At 38.2% G+C, this 21,704-nt stretch carries 20 protein-coding genes, 1 tRNA gene and 2 pseudogenes; 11 read left to right on the forward strand and 12 right to left on the reverse strand.

From position 1 onward, the window contains the following. Positions 1–134 precede the first annotated feature (134 nt). The 3 genes and pseudogenes from ACG59Z_RS18055 to ACG59Z_RS18065 form a co-directional block, all read right to left on the reverse strand. Positions 135–1,248 (reverse strand): annotated as a pseudogene (locus tag ACG59Z_RS18055) (DUF6670 family protein). 17 nt (positions 1,249–1,265) lie between these two features. Further along, positions 1,266–2,099 (reverse strand): CDP-diacylglycerol--serine O-phosphatidyltransferase, encoded by an 834-nt coding sequence (gene pssA / locus ACG59Z_RS18060; RefSeq protein WP_002050746.1) that lies wholly within the window; start codon positions 2,097–2,099, stop codon positions 1,266–1,268. A gap of 41 nt (positions 2,100–2,140) precedes the next feature. Then, positions 2,141–2,998, reverse strand: coding sequence for a 23S rRNA (adenine(2030)-N(6))-methyltransferase RlmJ (locus ACG59Z_RS18065; RefSeq protein ID WP_151740418.1), 858 nt, complete (start codon positions 2,996–2,998; stop codon positions 2,141–2,143). 117 nt (positions 2,999–3,115) lie between these two features. Between ACG59Z_RS18065 and ACG59Z_RS18070 the strand changes: the two genes are divergently transcribed. Together ACG59Z_RS18070 and ACG59Z_RS18075 are read left to right on the forward strand one after the other, a co-directional pair. Beyond that, positions 3,116–3,721, forward strand: coding sequence for a 2OG-Fe(II) oxygenase (locus ACG59Z_RS18070; protein ID WP_400200631.1), 606 nt, complete (start codon positions 3,116–3,118; stop codon positions 3,719–3,721). Positions 3,722–3,789: 68 nt separating this feature from the next. Further along, on the forward strand, positions 3,790–4,317 hold the full coding sequence (locus tag ACG59Z_RS18075; RefSeq protein WP_151740416.1) for a hypothetical protein: 528 nt from the start codon (positions 3,790–3,792) through the stop codon (positions 4,315–4,317). A gap of 49 nt (positions 4,318–4,366) precedes the next feature. Here the strand turns inward: ACG59Z_RS18075 and ACG59Z_RS18080 are convergent, their stop codons facing one another. From ACG59Z_RS18080 to ACG59Z_RS18095, 4 genes are all read right to left on the reverse strand, one after another. Further along, positions 4,367–4,612, reverse strand: coding sequence for a DUF2789 family protein (locus tag ACG59Z_RS18080; RefSeq protein ID WP_400200632.1), 246 nt, complete (start codon positions 4,610–4,612; stop codon positions 4,367–4,369). A gap of 162 nt (positions 4,613–4,774) precedes the next feature. After that, positions 4,775–5,761 carry a malate dehydrogenase gene (locus tag ACG59Z_RS18085; RefSeq protein ID WP_002050778.1) on the reverse strand — a complete coding sequence of 329 codons (987 nt, stop codon included), beginning with the start codon at positions 5,759–5,761 and terminating at the stop codon, positions 4,775–4,777. 211 nt (positions 5,762–5,972) lie between these two features. Continuing rightward, positions 5,973–6,635 carry a ribonuclease I gene (locus ACG59Z_RS18090; protein ID WP_396464047.1) on the reverse strand — a complete coding sequence of 221 codons (663 nt, stop codon included), beginning with the start codon at positions 6,633–6,635 and terminating at the stop codon, positions 5,973–5,975. Positions 6,636–6,692: 57 nt separating this feature from the next. Next, on the reverse strand, positions 6,693–8,636 hold the full coding sequence (locus ACG59Z_RS18095; protein WP_396464045.1) for a transglycosylase SLT domain-containing protein: 1,944 nt from the start codon (positions 8,634–8,636) through the stop codon (positions 6,693–6,695). A gap of 287 nt (positions 8,637–8,923) precedes the next feature. On the opposite strand from ACG59Z_RS18095, the gene miaB reads away from it, so the two are divergent. From miaB to ybeY, 3 genes are read left to right on the forward strand one after another with little or no spacing between them, the layout of a single operon-like run. Then, on the forward strand, positions 8,924–10,375 hold the full coding sequence (miaB, locus tag ACG59Z_RS18100) for a tRNA (N6-isopentenyl adenosine(37)-C2)-methylthiotransferase MiaB (RefSeq protein WP_400200633.1): 1,452 nt from the start codon (positions 8,924–8,926) through the stop codon (positions 10,373–10,375). A gap of 37 nt (positions 10,376–10,412) precedes the next feature. Continuing rightward, positions 10,413–11,501, forward strand: coding sequence for a PhoH family protein (locus ACG59Z_RS18105; RefSeq protein ID WP_002050786.1), 1,089 nt, complete (start codon positions 10,413–10,415; stop codon positions 11,499–11,501). A gap of 9 nt (positions 11,502–11,510) precedes the next feature. Further along, positions 11,511–11,987 (forward strand): rRNA maturation RNase YbeY, encoded by a 477-nt coding sequence (gene ybeY / locus ACG59Z_RS18110; protein ID WP_396481621.1) that lies wholly within the window; start codon positions 11,511–11,513, stop codon positions 11,985–11,987. Positions 11,988–12,076: 89 nt separating this feature from the next. Here the strand turns inward: ybeY and ACG59Z_RS18115 are convergent, their stop codons facing one another. After that, positions 12,077–12,961, reverse strand: coding sequence for an energy transducer TonB (locus ACG59Z_RS18115; RefSeq protein ID WP_400200634.1), 885 nt, complete (start codon positions 12,959–12,961; stop codon positions 12,077–12,079). 233 nt (positions 12,962–13,194) lie between these two features. On the opposite strand from ACG59Z_RS18115, the gene ACG59Z_RS18120 reads away from it, so the two are divergent. The 3 genes from ACG59Z_RS18120 (at position 13,195) to ACG59Z_RS18130 (ending at position 15,384) form a co-directional block, all read left to right on the forward strand. Beyond that, positions 13,195–13,866 carry a hypothetical protein gene (locus ACG59Z_RS18120; RefSeq protein ID WP_311086357.1) on the forward strand — a complete coding sequence of 224 codons (672 nt, stop codon included), beginning with the start codon at positions 13,195–13,197 and terminating at the stop codon, positions 13,864–13,866. Between the two features lie 157 nt (positions 13,867–14,023). Then, a complete protein-coding gene (locus ACG59Z_RS18125; RefSeq protein ID WP_077163571.1) occupies positions 14,024–14,737 on the forward strand; it encodes a DUF3108 domain-containing protein in 714 nt (237 codons plus the stop codon). Between the two features lie 71 nt (positions 14,738–14,808). Beyond that, positions 14,809–15,384, forward strand: a complete 576-nt coding sequence (locus tag ACG59Z_RS18130; protein WP_107972704.1) for a xanthine phosphoribosyltransferase — start codon at positions 14,809–14,811, stop codon at positions 15,382–15,384. Positions 15,385–15,438: 54 nt separating this feature from the next. Here ACG59Z_RS18130 and wrbA read toward each other — a convergent pair whose 3' ends face one another. Further along, on the reverse strand, positions 15,439–16,032 hold the full coding sequence (gene wrbA / locus ACG59Z_RS18135) for an NAD(P)H:quinone oxidoreductase (RefSeq protein WP_400200635.1): 594 nt from the start codon (positions 16,030–16,032) through the stop codon (positions 15,439–15,441). Positions 16,033–16,320: 288 nt separating this feature from the next. On the opposite strand from wrbA, the gene ACG59Z_RS18140 reads away from it, so the two are divergent. Next, complete coding sequence (locus ACG59Z_RS18140; RefSeq protein WP_311069283.1) at positions 16,321–17,568, forward strand: YihY family inner membrane protein; 1,248 nt, start codon at positions 16,321–16,323, stop codon at positions 17,566–17,568. 104 nt (positions 17,569–17,672) lie between these two features. On the opposite strand, the gene ACG59Z_RS18145 is transcribed toward ACG59Z_RS18140, so the two are convergent. Further along, positions 17,673–18,314 (reverse strand): fumarylacetoacetate hydrolase family protein, encoded by a 642-nt coding sequence (locus tag ACG59Z_RS18145; protein ID WP_263614638.1) that lies wholly within the window; start codon positions 18,312–18,314, stop codon positions 17,673–17,675. Between the two features lie 39 nt (positions 18,315–18,353). Further along, positions 18,354–18,851: a YcxB family protein gene (locus ACG59Z_RS18150; protein WP_263614639.1), complete on the reverse strand. Its 498-nt coding sequence runs from the start codon at positions 18,849–18,851 to the stop codon at positions 18,354–18,356. Positions 18,852–19,074: 223 nt separating this feature from the next. Between ACG59Z_RS18150 and ACG59Z_RS18155 the strand changes: the two genes are divergently transcribed. Next, positions 19,075–19,767 (forward strand): nitroreductase family protein, encoded by a 693-nt coding sequence (locus tag ACG59Z_RS18155; protein ID WP_311069284.1) that lies wholly within the window; start codon positions 19,075–19,077, stop codon positions 19,765–19,767. Positions 19,768–19,886: 119 nt separating this feature from the next. Here ACG59Z_RS18155 and ACG59Z_RS18160 read toward each other — a convergent pair. Beyond that, positions 19,887–19,963, reverse strand: a tRNA-Arg gene (locus ACG59Z_RS18160). 591 nt (positions 19,964–20,554) lie between these two features. Between ACG59Z_RS18160 and ACG59Z_RS18165 the strand changes: the two are divergent. Continuing rightward, a pseudogene (locus ACG59Z_RS18165) lies at positions 20,555–21,704 on the forward strand (hypothetical protein); the annotation flags it as partial.

The raw sequence follows: 21,704 nt of genomic DNA on the forward strand, positions 1-21,704 counted from the left end.
TAACATCAAATTCATCACTTAAAGCAATCAACTCAATTCCAAGTAACTGTTTTTCAACAAGTTTCTATCTGCATCACCGCCGATGGATGTGCATTATAGAGGATTAAGAACCCTTTGCAAGCCCTTTTTTAAAATTAGTGCAACGACAGTTCGCTTTTTAACCAAAAATGATAAAAATATTCATTTTTTATATAAACACGGCTGTAAAAGCATCAATTTATCTAAAATTTTCTCATCTTGATTCTTCTCTTGCCATCTTAATGGCCGGCAATCGATGTATTCACAATATCCACCTTCTCCTTGAAGGCATTGATCATTCCAACTTAACTGATAACGGAAACTTCCAATATACCCTGCAGCTAATCCAAATTTGTAATCACCACGACTTTCAGCATAGAGCTCAAAAATAACTTTTCCATTTTTTTTACATTGCCAAGAGAATTCTCGAGGTAAATACATTTCTCGTCCATGAGGTGTTACAACTTTTGGATAAACCCGGTGAATATGGAAATTGACATCTTCGGTAAGTGTGACGGCTGACTTCCCTAGTTCTTGAATATCTAAACGTGAAAACAGATTAATATTCCATTGATTTCTTATTTGAGAAAGTGTGACTTGCGTTGTTTCATTTAAATTAATAATTTGGCATGTATAAAAACATAAAGATAAGAAAGGCAAATGTAAGGCCCGAGCATGTTTAAAACGTCCTAATCCATTGACTTCATATTTCTGCCCTTTATATAAAATCTCTCCTTCGCAATAGCACAAAACAGACCAGTAATCAGATATCCCCCACTGCAATGCGGATGAGTTCGAAATGTCCGAAGGCATTTGGACAATTAAATTACAACTCATTTCAGAATCTGTTCGTCTAAGCTGAACTCTTGGAATTTGCCATTCAATAAGATCTGTTTTATCAAATTGATAATGACTAGGGGTAAGCTGACATTGTCTTCGAATGGAATAAGTTTTTAAGTGACTTACACTGTGTAGACTATTACTAACTAATACTGTTGCTGTATCAATTGGTGAAGTGACAATACTGTTTGCGTTATAGCAAAGGGGAATTCTAGGCTGCCCGATTAGACTAATATAATTAAAGTAACGAAGTGGTGCAGGTAAGTTTGGAAGGATTAAGCCTTGATAGACAACTTTAAAGAAGCCTCTAGCAGGCTGATAAACAACACCCTCATTTGAGTTGAGGCTCAGTTGCTGCAATTGATTTATTGGACTCATCAACTTAGGCATACTGAACCTCGTCTAATTTATGTTTTGATAGTCTCGTTATTTTTTTTAGCTAAAAGTGTGGTTACAAAACCTGATAGAGCATAGATGATTGAAACAATCAAAATACCCATTGGGATATTATAAGTGATTGCTGCAAAAATCAGTACTACCGGCAACATAACTACAAAAGGAACACGTTTGCGGTCCATTTGCTTAAAGGAATAGTATTTAATATTGGAAATCATGAGTAAACCAACAACAACCATGATTACCGCATTAATAACTTGAATCGCAATATCACGTAAATCGAAGATGAACGGATAATCACGAGCCACCCATACAAGCGAAATAATGATAATTGCAGCTAATGGGCTTGCGATACCAATAAAATAGCGTTTATCAACCACTCCAATTTGAACATTAAAACGTGCCAAACGGAATGCTGCACAGGCAGTATAAACAAAACAGCATGCTAAGCCGATACGGCCTAAGTCATGGAGACTCCAGCTATACATTAGCATTGCTGGTGCGACACCAAATGCTAATAAATCAGATAAAGAGTCATATTGCTCACCAAAAGCACTTTGAGCGCCAATAGCTCGAGCAACACGTCCATCTAACCCATCGAACAAAGCGGCAAGGAAAATGGCATAAATCGCTTGCGTAAATTCACCATTCATACTTGCAATAATGGAATAGAAACCAGACAACAAAGCGGCTGTCGTAATTAAGTTAGGCCAAAGATAAATACCTCGGCGCTTCACTTTTTGTCCTTCCGGATTATCTTCTTCTTCAACCACTTCGAACGTAATCCCATCAAATGAATGTTCATTATGAGTTAAATCTTGCTCTGGTTTAGGCGCATTTGTCATTATTTTCTATTCCAAACATGTGCATTGATTTAAGTTAACTGTTACTCACCCACTAACCAGCGAACAGCAGCATGCCCACCCGTTTCTTGCATACGTAAGTGCGGGAATAACCACTGTAAAGCTTGGTCAGCTTGTTCAGAGAACTGCCATGGTGGGTTAATCACTAATAAACCACAACCATTCAAACCTACAGGTGTGTCATCTGGCCATACACAAATTTCACAAATTAATTGACGGCGAATTCCAGTTTTGAACATTTTCTTTTCAAAACGTTCAATCATTGCGCGGTCTTTAATTGGATACCAAACTGCAAAAACACCTGTCGGCCATTTCTTATGAGCTTGTTGTAACAGTTCAACTAATTGCGGAAAGTCTTTACGCTCTAATTCGTAAGGCGGGTCAATCATAACCAGACCGCGCTTTTCTTTTGGCGGAATTACACCGAGCAAGCCTTCATATGCATCACGCTCATGTAAACCTGCACGTTTATCGCGAATGTTATGACGTAATTGCTGAAAAACATCACGCTGCATTTCAAATATAGTCGCTTTATCAATTTCACGCATACCTTGTAAAGCAAACCAAGGAGAACCAGGATAGCTTCCCTTACCTTCTTGATTACGTAATTCTTCTACAAGTTTTAAGTATTGCTGGATTGCTTCAGGAGCTTGACGCTTTTCCATTTCAGAAAGCTGTACAAGACGATGAATACCCGTTAGGAATTCTCCTGACTTTTGTGCAGGTGCTTGAGATAGATCATATTTTCCAGCCCCTCCATGCGTATCGATATAGCGATAAGGTTTATCTTTAGCATTTAAACGGTTGAGAAGCTGTAGCAAAAGCACATGCTTCATAACATCTGCAAAGTTGCCCGCATGGAAATGGTGACGGTAATTCATGTTGACTTTAATTCCTCAATTCAACGAATAGTTTAACATGAAAAAAATATTCTTTCGTAAGGTTGTGATCATCTAAAATAAGGCTGCTTGATTTTCTTACGATCGATATGAGGTTATATGCACTATCAACCACTTCCTGACAGTTGGAATCTGGATCAGATTCTAGATGACTTAAATGCACATGGTTTTGCAATTGTGAATCATGCCTACTCTAGTGAATATCATACTCAAGTTGCCAAAGAGTGTAGTCATCACTTTGATGAGTTTCGTGAAGCTGGTATCCAAAATGGAGTGGTGAGTACAATTCGAAGCGATCATATTTTATGGATTAATGAATCACTTCCTGTTGCTGAACAACACGTAGAAACTCTAACTTCATTTTGCCAACATCTAAATCAAGCTTTCTTTTTAGGAATTAAAGAGGTTGAGGCGCATTTTGCCTGTTATAACGCAGGTGAATTTTATGCATTACATCGAGATAACCCTCAACAAAAAAATGATCGTATTATTTCTACTGTTTATTATTTGCATCCTGAATGGCAGGATGATTGGGGGGGACAACTACGCTTGCAGGACAAGAATGATATTTGGCACATTATTACACCAGAACCTAATCGCTTAGTTATATTCCAGAGTGATTTGCTTCATGAAGTTTTAGTTTCTAAACAGCAGCGTCTATCAATTACAGCTTGGCTTCGTAGTGGAAACTCGATTTGGGTTTAGAAGAATGCTCTTTAAATTTCTTAAATAAACCCGATATAAGAGCTATTGATTAAAAAGGGCGAAGGCGTATGTCTATTGAAACAAAAATGATTGTAAGCAGAATTGGTGAAACAGACCAACTCTATTTAACTGAGAATACGCCCGAACTTGCTTTGGAACGTGCAGATTTACGTATGCAGCTCGTTGTATTAAGCCGTGTTCGCCAAGAGCAAATTCATTTTTTGCAAGAAGCTATTGTTTTGCTTGAGCAAGCTCGTATGGAATACGATGAAATGCCAATGAGTTTATATTTGAATTTATCTCTTCATTTAGCTAAAGCGTATATGATTTACTTTGAATTAAATAAAGAAAAACGCTTTGCGCTTATTGCACAGCAAATTTTAAAGCCCTTAGCTCACCATCACCATAGTGATATATATTTCTTCTTGGCTTATGCTTCAGCAGCGCAGGAAAAACCTGCTCTTACTCGTCATTGGCTTACAAAATATTTATCAACTGCCCAATGTGATCTTGAGTTAGTTCATGAGCATCCAGTATTTCATCCAGTACGGCATGAGCCATGGTACAAAGATTTATTAAAACCCAAAATTCACTAAAGGGTAAATTGTAAAAGGCCTTTTATTTATAAACAGGCCTTTTATTTTTTTATTTTTTAACACTATCTTCGTGTAATTGCTCATTGAGCTCATCAATGATGACAATCCATTCATCATCTTTTTCCCAATGGCTTTTTAGGAAATCACTTTGGCCTTGTGACCAAAAAGGTGCTTCATGTAACTTCTGTTCAGCAGGTAACTGATGCGTTTTGATAAAATTCTCAATACTCGCGTCATCAGCATCTAAACCCAATTGCTCAAATAAAAGTTGTAATGTCGGTTGCTGTTCAAACATTGTTATTCTCCCATGGCTTCTTTTCAATAATCTAGCAACAATAGATGTTAGTTGCATATCTATGTCTATATTTTCTTGTTGTTTTTTGTGTGTTCTTATTAAATTTCAAATATAAAAAAGCACCCTACAAGAGAGTGCTTTCCAATTCATTTAATTAATGAATTATTTTAGCATGTCAGCAATTGCTGCACGTTCTTCTTCAAGCTCGTTTAGAGTGAAGTTGATACGCTCACGGCTGAATTCATCGATTTCTAAACCTTGAACGATTTTGTATTCACCGTTTTCAGTTGTTACAGGGAAACCGAACATAACGCCTTCAGGAATACCATAAGAACCATCAGATGGAATACCCATAGTTACCCACTTGCCGTTTGTACCAAGTGCCCAATCGCGCATATGGTCGATTGCAGCATTCGCAGCAGAAGCAGCAGAAGACAAACCACGCGCTTCGATAATCGCAGCACCACGTTTACCAACAGTTGGAAGGAATACGTCTTTGTTCCAAGCTGGATCATTGATCTTGTCTTTTAAGCTTTCGCCATTTGCAGTTGCAAAACGGTAGTCAGCATACATAGTTGGAGAGTGGTTGCCCCAAACTGTTAATTTTTCGATGTCAGCAACTGCAACACCAGCTTTTTGAGCAACTTGAGTTAATGCACGGTTGTGGTCAAGACGTAACATTGCTGTGAAGTTTTTCGCTGGAAGATCTGGAGCAGATTTCATTGCGATGTAAGCGTTTGTATTTGCAGGGTTACCTACAACTAATACTTTAACGTCACGGCTAGCAACTTCGTTTAATGCTTGACCTTGGCCAATGAAGATTTCACCGTTAACTTTTAACAAGTCAGCACGTTCCATACCAGGACCACGTGGGCGAGAACCAACTAATAATGCATAGTCAGCATCTTTAAATGCAACTTTAGGATCATCAGTCCCGATCATGCCAGCCAATAAAGGGAAAGCACAGTCATCAAGTTCCATCATTACGCCTTTAAGCGCTTGTTGTGCTTTTTCAACTGGAACTTCAAGCAATTGTAAAATAACTGGTTGATCTTTACCTAGCATTTCACCGCTTGCGATACGGAATAATAAGCTGTAACCAATTTGACCTGCAGCGCCAGTCACGGCAACACGAACGGGTTGCTTCATGTAATTGTCTCCAATGAGTGTCCTTAATCGGGCTAAATAGCGATTCTATCTAACCAAATCATCATAAACGGCAAAGATTGTACTCTAAAGAAGTTGCAGATGCATGTAAAAGCGACTCATTTTCACCAAAAGTCTGATAGAAAATACAAATTAATCTTTACAAATAGATTCAATGTATGGTGAGCATTTTTTGAGGAAATGGTAGCTACTCTTAATAGCTACCTTTAATCGTAATTTCGCTTGGGCAATTAGAGACCACATGATTTGAACATTGCTTATATTGGCCATTTACCGTGTAGCAGACTTTAACTTCTGTAAGCACAACATCTGAGCGCGAAAGTTGGCAAGAAAAACGAATGCCATTTTGTGGCAAACTCGGGTTAAGCTTTGTAAATTGTTGACGTAATGTAGATTGTTGCATTTCTACGTTACTAGAACTGGTTAAATTAGCAGGTATTTTTAATCGTTCAGCGAAGTTAATAATTGTACGGAAATACTGACTCGCGTTCATAGGTACACAGCCACCTACACTCTTCCAAAGTTGCACACGAGCATTATTGTCTGGCATCACTCGAGCAACGACTTTAGCTTGCAGTGGTGAAAGTGTGGCAGAACTTTCCGTTGAACAGTCCGTTCTGGTTGTTTCAGGCATTAAACCTGTAATGGTAAGTGAATATCCTTCCAGACATTTACGCTGCTTCTGTTTAGAAGGATCTAGCGAACAGACAGCAGGCGTCATCTGTACATGCATGACATAACCTTGCACGTTTACAGGTTCCGCATGTAAAACAGAACTCATCAATCCAATGCTTGCACAGATGAACCACCATGCAAGTTGCGATATTGGATGAAGTCCTAGATATCTATATTTCATTTAATTAAAACTTGGTTATGCCAATTAAAAGAATGTTCCATCATTCATCATCTAAAATTAAGGTGATGATCGCATTGGAATGACTTTCATACGCTGTATCAGCGACTGAGCGCCTTGCCCCAACACCACTCCATAATGTGTCGCATTTGTCATGACATGCTTGACATAATCTCTGGTCTCAAGCAATGGAATGGTTTCTGTATATTGATCAGCTTCAATCGGTTGGTAATCGGGTTGCCAACGTCTTGCACGATTCGGGCCAGCATTATAACCTGCCGTTGCTAAAACTGGGTTATTGCTTAACTGCCCTTGAATCATTGATAAATAAAATGTTCCATAACGAATATTGGTATTCATTTCACTTAACGCCGCCGGATTATATGTCTCCCCCATCTGACGAGCAATCAACTTTGCTGTATCAGGCATAATTTGCATAAGACCACCAGCTCCTACATGAGAACGCGCCGAGGTAACAAACCGACTTTCTTGACGCATTAAACCATAAGCCCACGCAGGATCAATTCCAGCATTGTAACTATGGCTTACGACATTGGTCTTATGTGGGGTTACATAACGGTAGGTATCGTTATGTTTATTCGTTGTACGATCTGCTGCATAAATTGCACGGTCATACCACCCCATATCGTGAGCACGCTTCGCTGCAGCTAATAATAATCCATCGTCATGCTGGAGATATGCCTGACGAACTGCCCAATTCCACTCGCGGTTGGTATACGTTGGATTTGCATTAATACGTCTTAAAGTAAATGCACGGTTAAAGTGAATATTTTGGTCTAAACGGCGTAAATCACTTGCAGACGGTTCATCACTATAAGGTTGATGGTTATAGCGTACACCTAAACGGTCTTTTGCAAGAAGATTGTGATAATCATCGCCACTTTCAGCTAATTTTTTATAAATACGTTGTGCCGTATTTTTAGAATTACTATCGCCACGTTGTTCTGTTGCACGGGCTAACCAATATTGCCAGCGATCTTCTTGTTTCTGTGAAACCGTCATACTATCAATCGCACGAATTAAGCTTTCCCATGCGCTAAAGCGAATCGCTTGTCGTGCATAAATTTCAGCTTCTTCTGGACTTAGCGGATAACCATAGCTTGCATCGAAGTATTGAAGAACTTCACGGTTAAAGTTGTTTTTCATCACCGTGGTGCCACCGATATAGGCTACGGTGCGATAGAGATACTTTTGTACATTCTCTGGAGTACCTTGCGCCACACGCTGTACATTCGCAAAAGCATTGCTTAAATCATTATTTGCTAGACGGCCTAATGCAAAAATCAAATAGGCATAATCTACATCATTAGTTTTTGGGGCGGTCCATAAATAATTAAGAGGATTCGCCTGAATTTGGTTAAGCTGAGCCAAAGACAAATTCATACCCAAAGTCTGTGCTGTAGCAAGTGCCTGTCCCGACAGGCCTGAACGTAGCTGCACCCAAAGGCGTTGCTGTTTATCTTGCGTACTCATTAATGGACTAGAAAGCATCATACGGCCAAGTCCAACACATGACTCTGGTTGTGATTCTGTTGCTAACCAGACATCTTTATATTCTGCAAATACTAATGCATCGCCACTTTTAGCTCTTACCTGTGCTAAAGCACAATTTTCGGCTGGATCTGGGTTAGACACGTAAGATAAAAGTGGTTGTGCAGATACAAAGTCAGCTTGTTTAACTTTTTCTTCAACATAATCTGCTGCAAGTTTCTCTGCCATAGCAGATTGAGGATAGCGCTGGGCAAAACTTACAATTGACGTTGGAGATTGAAAGCCTAAATTACTGTTTAGTTTCCAATATTCAGGGTAATAACCCAATACATCATTTTGCATTGCTGCCTGATATTGGTCTAATAAGGCGGTATTACCACTATTTGCGGCATTTAATGCATCGTTAAATTGTTCTTCTGCTGCATAAGACAATGAACAACCAAGTAAACACACAGCTCCTAACCAGCTACGATGTGCATATTTATTTTTCATCACACGACTCTTGTTTGATGAGCTCTTTTTACCTGGTCTCATAAATGCGCTAAACCCTGACTATCCACCTTTAGGCATAGTTTAATTATTCTTCGTGCATTCTTTTGTTGTGTTATGTAACTATCTGATTCGACATCATTAAAATTTATGTCATTTGTCTCCATAAATCATGTGCAGCTTATGGCAGTTTATTGTTATCTGTCCGGCACAAATACTGCTATAATGATTGGTTTGACCCGTTTTGGGTCATTTTATTATTTATCTAGATCGATCTGTTAGGAGCCTACATGACGGTTCAAACCTTCATTCCCAATGGTGCCAAAGCTGCCTCAGAAAACACTGTTACCCAGCCAACGCACACCACTGACGTTTCAATAAAGAAATTATATATTGAAACGCAAGGGTGTCAGATGAATGAGTATGACAGTCACCGTATGGCAGACCTTTTAGGGGATTCTCACGGTTATGTTTTAACAACTAACCCTAATGAAGCAGACATTCTGCTCATGAATACGTGTTCTATCCGTGAAAAAGCACAAGAAAAAGTATTTAGTGAGTTAGGCCGTTGGCGCAAACTAAAAGAGCAAAATCCTGACCTTGTGATTGGTGTAGGTGGTTGTGTTGCATCTCAAGAAGGTGACAACATTCAAAAGCGTGCGCCGTATGTCGATATGATTTTTGGCCCACAAACCTTGCACCGTTTACCACAAATGCTTGACCAACATCATGCACAAGTGGAAAAGCCGAAAAAAGACAAGATTAAGCTCGTTGATATTTCATTCCCTGATATTGAAAAGTTCGACTTTTTACCTGAACCACGGGTAGAAGGTTTCAAAGCATTCGTTTCTATTATGGAAGGTTGTTCTAAATACTGCTCCTTCTGTGTGGTTCCATATACTCGTGGTGAAGAGGTTTCTCGCCCACTTGATGATGTACTTGCAGAAATCGCAGGTCTTGCTGAAAAAGGTGTTCGTGAAATCAGCTTACTTGGTCAAAATGTAAACGGATATCGTGGTGAAACATTCGAAGGTGGCATTTGTACCTTCCCTGAATTGTTACGACTCGTTGCAGAAATTCCGGGTATTGGCCGTTTACGCTATACAACTTCACACCCACTTGAGTTCTCTGATGAACTTATCCAGTGTTATGAAGATTTACCTCAAATGGTTTCACACTTACATTTGCCTGTACAAAGTGGATCTAACGATGTACTTAAAGCAATGAAGCGAAATCACACTATTGATGTATACATCGATAAGATTGCCAAGTTACGTAAAATACGCCCTGATATGCATTTATCGAGCGATTTTATTATTGGTTTCCCGGGTGAAACTGATGAAAACTTTGCAGAAACATTGCAGTTTATCAAAGATTTAGACTTTGACCACTCTTATAGCTTTGTTTACTCAAAACGTCCTGGCACACCAGCATCTGACTTACCAGATACAACTCCTGAACACGTTAAAAAAGAACGTTTAGCACAAGTTCAACAAGTCATTAAGCAATCAAGTATCGAGAAAACTGACGCAATGCTTGGCAAAATTGAACGTGTACTGATTGAGAAAGTATCTGATCAAGACCCTAATATTTTAGTAGGTACAGCAGACAACACTCGTTTAGTGACTTTTGTAGGCGACGCTTCTTGGATTGGTCGTTTTGCAGAGATCGAGATTACTGAAATTAAAACTTTAAATTTAGTTTACGGTGAACTCTTGAATCTTGAGCCTGACGTGGCGTAATGTAGAGGTATTCTAAAGTCTACTGAAAGGTTTTCTCTTGACTGCAGCGATTCGACGTACCGTAACATTTCCTGAAATTTCAATGGAACGTTTAAAGAGCATCTTGGGTGCCTATAATGGGCACCTTAAGCAAATCGAACAGCGTTTAGATGTCAAAATTACTCATCGTGGAGATGTTTTTCATATCGATGGTGAGATAGATGCTGTTGGGAGAGCCGAAGCGTTATTGCAACGACTCTACGAAGAAACTGAGGAGTCCCAGCAAATCAGTGCCGATCTGTTACATCTCTTGATTCAATCTTCACAAACTGAACGTAATTTCGAGTTAGTCGGTGAAGAGATGGAAGAACATGATGCGCCAATGGATGTCTACTTTCAGACTCGAAAAGGTCGTATTAATCCACGTGGTGCCAATCAAAAACGCTATGTACAACGTATTTTGCAAAGCGATATTTCTTTTGGTGTAGGTCCTGCTGGTACAGGTAAAACTTATTTAGCAGTTGCCGCCGCAGTAGATATGTTAGAGCGTAATGAAATCCAGCGGATTTTACTTGTCCGCCCTGCTGTAGAAGCAGGAGAAAAGCTTGGTTTCTTACCGGGTGATTTAACCCAAAAGATCGACCCGTATTTACGCCCTCTTTACGATGCCCTCTACGAAATGCTGGGCTTTGAAAAAGTCGCCAAGTTAATCGAACGTCAAGTGATTGAAGTTGCGCCTCTTGCTTATATGCGTGGCCGTACGCTTAACCATTCATTTGTGATTTTGGATGAAGCACAAAACACTACGCCAGAACAAATGAAAATGTTCTTGACCCGTTTAGGTTTTGGCTCTCGTGCAGTGATTACAGGTGACATTACCCAAGTAGATTTACCTCGAGGCCAACAATCTGGTTTGGCGCACGCGCTACGTGTACTTGAGAATATTAAAGAAATTCATATTACCCGTTTCCATTCTCGCGACGTTGTACGTCATCAACTTGTTCAAAAAATTGTTGAAGCGTATGAAGGTTGGGATGGTGAACAACAGCGTCTTAATGCTGAAGCACGTGCTGAACGTAAAGCACGTCAAGAGGCATTAGTTGCTGAAAACGATACAGCAGCAGACTTGCAACATCAGGATGCTTAAGGATTCACTTTGAAAATCAGTTTAAGTTTACAACAAGACTTTCAATCACCTGAGTTAGAGCTCAAACGAGCTCAACTCAAAAAAATTATTGAAACAACTTTACGCCACGTTGGCTACAAAGAAGATTGTGAAATTGGTGTTGCATGTGTTGATTTGGAAGAAAGCCATCAACTTAACTTGCAATATCGCGAGAAAGATAAACCCACTAATGTTCTCTCATTTCCAAGCGATATTCCTGAAGAAGTCCTACCTATGCTTGATGCATTACCGTTGGGCGATTTAGTGATTTGTATCCCTGTGGTATTACAAGAAGCTTTAGAACAGAAGAAAACTTCACAAAATCATTTTGCCCATCTTTTAGTACATGGTGTTCTGCATTTACTGGGTTATGACCATGAAACCAGTGATGAAGATGCAGAAGAAATGGAAGGCTTAGAGATCGAAATTTTAGCTAAACTCAATATTGCCAATCCGTATCAGGAATAATCAATTTCTCTAAAACTATTAAACGCGTAATTAGCCTCTTAATTTATTTTTAAAATGTGGATATCCTGAAAGTTATCCACATTTTTTCATTAATGAACCTCAAATTCAGCTTCAGCTGGATCAAAACGCCAAGTACGAATAATACGAAGCTCCGAAATATCTTTCATATTTGCATCAAAACGGCCAAACGGCGCTCCCCGACGTACTGATGCCTTTGCTGCCTCATCTAAAATTGGATGTCCTGAACTTTCAAGTAAACGAATTGCACGGATTCCCCCTTGAGCATTCAAAATCACCATAAGGCGAACTTCACCTTTTAATTGTTGTTGTTTAGCTTCTTCTGGATAATAGCGATTACCATAAAGTTCTACTTTTTCACGGAATTTATCTAAATAAGCTGCTGAGGCATCTTTCTTGGCTTGAATACCATCGACTGTTTTTATTTTCTGTTGGCGACTGAAATCTTGCTGACGTTGCAAATATTGAGCTTCAAGGCTCGCGACCATTGCAGCTTTGGCCTGGAACTGGCTTTGTAACTGTTCAAGTGCTTTTTTCCTTTGGCTCTCCTCTGCTTGTTTCTGCCAACTCAACACAGTCATGAGTACTTTTTCTTCAAACTTAAGTTCTCTTTGTTGCTGTACTTTTTCTAAACTTTCTAACTGAGCTTCTCCAGTTGAAGCATCAGTCGGCATAGGTGTTGGGGAGTTACTAGACATCCGATGGGCTGCTCGAAATGCTCCTGAACCTTGCTGGTCTGCTTGAGCTAAAAAATCTGCATGCTTAACCACATCTTCAGTAGGACGAATAGATATCGCGATTTCTTTAGTTGATTGTTCTGATGGCGCAGGCATCGCAAAATGGATGAGCAGCACAAAAGTATGCAGTAAGATTGCAAGTATTATTGCGACAATAAAGACTCGGTCTTGCCACCAATAATGAAAAGGCTCTATAGAAAGACTTCTTTTTTTCAACATAATCTTAAAAGCATATAAATGCCTTTTCCCCACGGTATCAATACCGAACAAAATACAAACTGATATTCAAATATGGATAAAAATGTGATTCACTTCAAATATGAGCTTTTATCCATTTTCATTTTGTGAAAATGTATCAATTAAATTTGTTACACTGCAATATCAAAACCTGTTTTTTATCATAATAAAGATTGTGTTGATTCTTTAGTAAATCATCATCTGGAAGTTCTTTTATGCAAACGCTATTTTCCTCATTAGTCAAACGTCTTCATAAAGTCTACCGAAAAGCTGAAGCCTTCATTGAGGAAGAAAGAGATTTTACATTATCGCAAACTTTTCTAAATGCGACCTTAGAACGTTACGTAACGAATAATGTCGAGTTTTTAGATGATCTACACGCAGATCTTTATCATGATTGGTTAAGGCTCTATGCCACCATGCATGTCAAAGGTTTAGAAACGACTTTATCTGTCGATTTAAAATTGATTCAGATGGAATTTAATAAAGAACAGCAACTTATAGTTTTTGAGCAAATTAGTAACACGCAAATTGTAGAAGCTAAATATAAAAATTTCTGGCAAAAAATTGCTGTAAAAGCGGCTATTTTTTACTATCACAAAATTCTAAAAAAAGACCCATTGGGTATGATTTTGGAGCGTTTTAACGTAGCCCAAGAAAAAGATGATCTTATCTTCCTAGACCTGAACCGTTGGTTCGGTAAAAAAGCCAGCATTATTGAAACATTGGGCAAAGTTCATATTAACTATGCACGGGTTCGTGAAGCAGAATTGGTCGTCTTTGGTAACGTTAATCTCGCTGCCTTACTTTTCCGAGATCAAGATGATGACTTTGAGGATGATCTGGAAGACACTGAAATTACGCCAATACAGCAAAAAGATGCATAACAACTGTATGAGCTAAAGAAATTTATTGTTAAAAAACACAAAGAGATTACATATTTAGCATAAATCCTGATTTTTTCTCCATGATCAGCAGGCATAATATGCAAAAGTCATAGATGCATCAGCACTGACCTTTCAGTCTGTACAAGGATATTTACTTATGGCAACAAAATTTCTGAAATCATTCAGCATCGCAACTGGTATTTCGACAACTTTGCTTATTGCAAGTTTCTCTAGCCATGCACTTGCCATGAGCCCATTTCAGGCAAATTATCAGTTTACCTATAATAATAAAGGCATGGGTTCAGCAACACGCGCACTTAGTCAACAAGGAAATAACTGGACTTATCTATTCACTGCAAAAGCTGGTGGAATCGCTTCTGCAAGTGAAACAAGTAAATTTAGTTTTGCTAATGGCAAAATTGGTTCACAAAGCTTTAGTCGTACTAGTAAAATTTTAATTCATAACAACACTATGAATATTAATTTTAACCCTGGTAATAAGACAATTAGCACGAAGAAAGATGATAAAGCCCGCTCATTTGCTTGGCAGCCTGGCGTACTTGACGAGCTAAATGCTGAATTACAAGTTCGTGAAGATTTAAAAAATGGTTCACTCAAATCTTCTTACCCTCTTGCAGATGCAAAAGAAGTTGAAAACCGCCGTTTTGTAAAACAAGGCAATGAAAAAGTTAAAACCTCTTATGGCACCTTTGACACTGTAAAAGTGGTCTTAGAACACGGCAGACCAGATCGCAGTACTATTTTCTGGTTAGCACCTAAATTAGACTACTTACCGGTTAAAGTAAGTCATATAGACGGCAAAACATCTTATGGTTTGTTATTAACAAGTTATAGCGGTAAAACGAATTAAAGCTTGCATTTTTTCGGATGCTTTTTAAAATACGCATTTGCTTTAAAAGCATCCGTCTAGAGGATTCTCCCGTGCACGCACTAGAACAGAAAATCTTAACAGAAGGTATCGTTCTATCTGATCAAGTGTTGAAAGTCGACGCTTTCTTAAATCACCAAATTGACCCTGTCCTCATGCAGCAGATTGGTAAAGAATTTGCCGCTCGCTTCAAAGATGCAGGGATTACCAAGATTATTACCATTGAAGCTTCAGGTATTGCGCCAGCAATCATGGCAGGTTTAGAACTTGGTGTACCTGTGATTTTTGCTCGTAAATATCAATCGCTCACTTTAAAAGACGATTTATATCGCGCTAAAGTATTTAGTTTTACTAAACAAACTGAAAGTACGATTGCTATTTCAAACAAGCACATCAACTCAAGCGACAAAGCTTTAGTAATTGATGACTTTTTGGCAAATGGTCAAGCTGCACTTGGTTTGATTGACTTAATTCATCAAGCAAATGCAGAAGTTGTAGGTGTTGGTATTGTGATTGAAAAATCATTCCAACCAGGCCGTGATTTATTGCTTGAAAAAGGTTACCGTGTTGAATCTTTAGCACGAGTTAAATCACTTACTGATGGCACAGTAACTTTTATTAAAGAATAAAATTATTTAAGTAGAAAAAGAGCGGAGTTCCGCTCTTTTTTTATTTTTATAAGATTATGAGTGAAGTTTTTTTATGATTTCACCTAAACGTTTACCTTGTGCTTCACATAAAAGCTTTTCATCTTGGCTTAAACCTTGATCATGACGTGGACCACTTACATGGCTAGCACCATACGGCGTTCCACCTGTTTTTGTATTCGATAATGCAGGAATAGAATTTGGTAAACCTAAAATCATCATGCCATGATGAAACAAAGGTGGTAGCATCGTTAATAAAGTACTTTCCTGCCCACCGTGCATTGAACCAGAAGAAGTGAAAACACATGCTGGTTTGTTGTGTAAAGCCCCATTTAACCAAAGGCTTGTGGTCTGATCCCAGAAATATTTCATTTCGCTTGCCATGTTACCAAAGCGAGTTGGAGACCCAAGTGCCAAGCCTGCACAATTGGCTAAGTCCTCTAAAGTGCAATAAATATCGCCTTCTTCAGGAATGCTTGGTTCAGCTTCTGTTACTACTGTTGCAATATTAGGTACTGTGCGAATTTTTACATTAATACCTGCAGCTTCAACACCATTCGCAATAAGATGCGCCATTTCTTTAGTAGAACCATATTTACTGTAATAAAGCACAAGAATGTAAGGTTGCATCGGTTTCATGAATTTTGTTAAAAAGAACACTATACGATATTTTTTATTTTTTTGGCGAAGCCAATTTTATGAAATTTTAGAGGTGATTGATTTTTAAGGGCAACAGTAACAAATATCGGTAAAAGCTTTTTACTACGTTTTGTTACGATGATACATACGGAACTTTCAGAATACTTTTTTATTCTTTAGGTTAAAGTTTACCCACATCAAAGATAGTGTTCTCAACCGAATACACCGGTGAATATCAATCACCCACATCATGATTAAAAAAATCGGGATAGATGACGCATGTTAGAACGTTTTTTGAAGAGACTTCCTTTTTATAACAAGACCTGGTTTCAATTTATTTTATTTGTAATTAAGCGTTTTGAAGCTGATCGCTGCCGAGAACAAGCTGGTGCTCTCACCTATACAACTCTTTTTGCTGTTGTGCCGATGCTAACAGTATTTTTAGTTATTATTTCTTCAATTAAAGCCTTAGAACCTGCTAGACAACAGTTGCAGCACCTAATTTATAGTAATTTTTTACCTAAAAGCACCATTGCATTTGATAAGGCACTCAATGCTTTTACCGAAAAATCCAGTAATTTAACTGTGATTGGTGTGCTGTTTCTATTTGTCACCACAGTTTTAATGCTGACAACAATTGAAACTGCCTTTAATCGCATATGGAGAGTAAAAGAAACTCGTAGCGGCATTGTAGGCTTTATGCGCTACTGGACCATTATTTCGCTTGGTCCCATTATTTTAGGTAGTGCATTTGTTATTTCATCAACCGTTGCATCAATGAACTTATTAAGTAATAACTTCACGGGTTATCAACTTGATGGTGCATTTCTACTTTGGCTTATTTCTTTTGTTCTTACTGTTTTGGGATTCTTTATTTTATATTGGACCATTCCCAACCGCACAGTTCCCTTATTTTCAGCAGCAATTGCCGCGTGTTTGAGTGCTGTATTGTTTGAAATACTTAAGAATTTATTCGGCTTTTTGATGTCTAACTTCACCAGTTATGAAATCATATATGGTGCATTTGCAGCAGTACCTATTTTCTTATTATGGGTATTCTTATCTTGGAATATTGTATTACTCGGTGTCGAGGTGAGTTTTGCCCTTACCGCTTTTCATTCAGGCAAAGAACAAAAAAGACATCCAGTACTCATGCTACTCGATATTTTAGAATTATTTTATAAAAAGCAAAAACTTGGTGAAAGTGTAAATGATAAAGAAGCATTAGAAATTTTAGGCCGTGGCGAAATTGGCCGGTGGCCCGCTTATGTTGTCTTACTCGAAGAGCAAAATTTGGTTAAACGCACAGATAAAGATGAATATGTTTTAGTCCGTAATTTATCTCAAGTCGACTTTTGGAGTTTCTTTACCGCATTACCTTATCCACTTCCATTACGCCCAGATGTATTAAATGTGCATGATGATGACGAATGGATGGAAAAAATCGGCCCAGCTTTAGTTGAGTCCAATGACTATTTGGCAGCTAAACTCTCTATTCCACTTTCAACAATTTTTGAAGAGAAATAGAAAATAAGATTATTTATTCATATAAAAATCTTCTATATCCAGACAATAAAAAACCCTATTATCAGTTCAATAATAGGGTTCAAAACTTAGCGATTTAAATCAAATTATGCTTTAACAAAGGTTTCCCAAACAAAATCTTGAGTAGCACCTTTCAAAGTCATTTTTAGCTGATCACCAGCATGCAGTGGCCCCACTCCTGCTGGCGTACCCGTCATAATGACATCGCCTGATTCAAGTGAAAACACCTGATTAATATCAGTTAAAAGTTCGCCAATAGTAAACATTAACAGTGCAGTATTACCATCTTGACGCAATTCATCATTAATATGGAAAGTGAATTTGGTCTCTTCCCAATTGGTAATTTCACTTACATCTACCCAGTCCGCAAGTACACATGAACCATCAAATGCTTTTGCTCTTTCCCAAGGCTGACCTTTATCTTTTAATTCATTTTGCATATCACGCAAAGTTAAATCTAACCCTAAAGTTACAGCACCAATAGCTTGCAATACTTTTTGCGGATCAGTTTCGCCTTTTAGTGGCTTATCAATACGCAAAACAAATTCGCATTCGAAATGGCAACTACCCCAAGATGGATTCCACGAAATACCTTCATCTAAACCAATCAAACTACTTGGTGGCTTGATAAACAATACTGGTCGTCCCGGCATTGCATTGTTCAGCTCTTTTACATGATCAGCATAACTTCTGCCCACACAAACGATTTTTGAAGGACGTGTTTTCATGAGGCTTCCTTTATTGTTGCGACTAATAATTCTAATAACTTATTTCTTAAATGTATTTTCAAATACAGTTTGATCTGAAACTTGAGCAAAGGCACGTTTCGGTACAATAATGACCGTTTTGTTTTTTAACTCAAGCATATAAGTCAGTTTACCCTTAGCAAAAGTCTGCACATCGCCATACTGTACGACTTGTTTACGACCAGCAGCATAGAGTTCAAAATAATCTTGGTATAAATCGATCCCTTGCTCACTCTTACCAAATTGATAACGTACAAACTGACGCTTGAACATCATAGGTAAAAGCCAATAGCGCATTAGACCTTGCATAATCAGGAAAAAAATACCCAAAGCAACATAGTAGCGACCAACGCCTGATAAGCCTAAATAAAAACCCCAAATAACAATTGCAATACTAATAACAGGGGTTAAAAAACGTGTGAATTGTTTCTTTCCGAATGTCACCAAGCCAAACCCGTCTTGAGACTCTTCTAAATTTAAATAATAACGTAAAGATAAAGCGCTTTTTTGCTCGGTCATCACTATGTGTCAATATTGAATAAATCGAAACTATTAGAGCATATTCATCTACGCTTTAAAATGAATCAAAAGTGATTTTTTATTTTTGCTCACACGATAAAGCTTTCATTCGTACAAGTTGTTTACTCGTTTCATATATAGAACGTAGATTCATATTTATAAGGCTTATTTCATATTCTTAAATTTATAGAATGTTTCTATTGTCTCTTTAGTGGAATCCGTCATGTCTTTCTTTGCAAAACTATTTGGCTTAAATCAAAAAACGACAGCTCAAGAAGATGTGGCTTTAAAAGCCGCTCAAGAGCTAAAATCTTCAAATGAAACTTCTTTTATAGAACTCATTAAAAACCGCCGCTCTATTTATGCAATTGGAAATAACTTAAACCAATCAAATAGTGAAATTGAAAAGTTAATTCAAGAAGCAATCAAACATAGCCCTTCTGCATTTAACTCTCAATCATCTCGCGCTGTTATTTTATTTGGACAATCACATCAAAAATTCTGGGATATAGTTCTAGAAGTTTTAAAAAGTATTATCCCAGCTGAAGCTGTATCTGGAACAGAACAAAAAATTCAAAGTTTTGCCGCTGGTGCAGGCACAGTTTTGTTTTATGAAGATCAGAACGTAGTTAAAGGCTTACAAGAACAGTTTGAAGCTTATGCTGATAATTTTCCAATCTGGTCTGAGCACTCAACAGCAATCGCTCAATTTGCAGTTTGGAACGTATTAGCTGAACAAGGTGTTGGTGCTTCATTGCAACACTACAACCCAATTATTGATGAGAAAATTAATGCTGCTTTCTATATCCCAGCTGAATGGAAGCTAAGAGCTCAGTTAGTTTTTGGTTCTATTGAAGGTAACGCGGGTGAAAAAGCCTTTATTGACGATGCAAACCGTTTTAAAACATTCGGCTAATAGATAATCCTTGAATCTAGATCTTTTTAAAGCTGGTTGTCATGTGCACCAGCTTTTTTATTAGAATCATAAAAAATGGGCACAAAAAAACCGCTATATATAGCGGTTAATTATTCAAGTGGTGCGCTCAGAGAGATTCGAACTCCCGACCCCTTAGTTCGTAGCCAAGTGCTCTATCCAGCTGAGCTATGAGCGCGTACTTGATGGAGGGCATTATACGCAGTTTTTCTATTTTAGAAAGGACTTTTTCATCTTTTTGTCATCAAGCGTCTAGTTCTTAGCCATAACAAAATATCTTGGTAGCCTAGCTTTCCTAAAAAGGGGAATTTCTTGTCCATAAAATATATTTGAAATATTTTTTTTCAATTAAAGGTGCCCTCTTCTTTTATCCAATTTGGACATTTTGACCAAATTGACAGAATCAAAAGCCTAGTTTTTTAGTCAGGATTATATAAATAATATATTTCTACTTATGCAAAATTATTTTTATAAATAAAACTATTTAGCACTAATAATTATAAAAATAATAAAAAATGGAGGAAAATACACTCATCTTTAAACCATATATTATAAAAAAAATTATTATTTTTATGTCTAAATCAGAATGAATATCTAATTGTCAAAATATTATAAGTATCAAATTATTTGAGTAGAAATATGGATTGACACTTTTTGAGATCTACCCAATACTAAATTTTAATTATTGAGAAACATATCTCAATAATTGCCTAACGCAATAAATAAATACTTACTTAAAAATACATAAATATACAGGAAATAGACCATCATGTTCTTACTGAAAACTCTCGTATCTTCAATAACAAAAGTTACTCAGGACTTGAGTAATGTTGTATCAGTGAATCCTGTTGTAAACACAGGTTCTACTGTTAATGTAAACGTTTCCGATATAAATATTGCTACTGGAAATGTTTCAACATCAGGCTTACTTTCTAATGTTGTTTCAACTGTAACCAATACCGTTTCTCAGACAACAGGCTTAGTCTCTGGTGTAGTGGGTACCGTAACAGGTGCTGTTGGTGGTGTAACTGGTGGCGCTACTAGCGGCAATCCAGTCGGTGCAGTAACCGACATCCTTGGCGGTGTGACTGGCACTATCGGCGGCCTGACTGGTGGTTTAACTGGTGGCGTGACTGGCGGCAATCCAGTCGGTGCAGTAACCGACATCCTTGGCGGTGTGACTGGCACTATCAGCGGCCTGACTGGTGGTTTAACTGGTGGCGTGACCGGCGGTAATCCAGTTGGTGTAGTAACTGACATTATTGGTGGTGTAACTGGGGCTATCGGCGGTGTGACTGGTGGTGCTGGCGGTAATCCACTTGGTACTGTTACTGACATTATCGGTGGTGTGACAGGCGGTATTATTGGTGGTGGTACATCACCTATTTCCCCAGTTGTTGATGTGGTTCAAGGCGGCATCGATGTTCTTCAAGGTGTGGAAAGCCTAAAAACCAGCATTATTAATACAGGTATTAATACTGTTGCAGACACTGTAGTTGGTGTACTTCCTCAAACTGAGCACCCTGTTACTGATATTGCTCACCTCGGCACTTTAACTTTCGAAACATCTCGCGACACTGTAAATGGTGCGCTTGAGGTTGTATCTGATTTAGTAGGTGGCGATATTCAAGGCGCTACCCAATCTGCAACTGGTATTGTCAACACGCTCATTACCAATGGTACAACTGCGACTGGTATTTTAACTGACATTCTTGGCGGTGTGACTGGTGCTATTGGTGGTGTGACTGGTGGCGTAACTGGTGGTAATCCGCTTGGTACTGTTACTGATATTATCGGTGGTGTGACTGGCGGCGTAACTGGTGGTAATCCGCTTGGTACTGTTACTGATATTATCGGTGGTGTGACTGGCGGCGTAACTGGTGGTAATCCACTTGGTACTGTTACTGACATCATCGGTG

It is taken from the genome of Acinetobacter sp. ABJ_C1_1, assembly GCF_044684115.1.
In the GTDB taxonomy this organism is placed as follows: domain Bacteria; phylum Pseudomonadota; class Gammaproteobacteria; order Pseudomonadales; family Moraxellaceae; genus Acinetobacter; species Acinetobacter nosocomialis_A.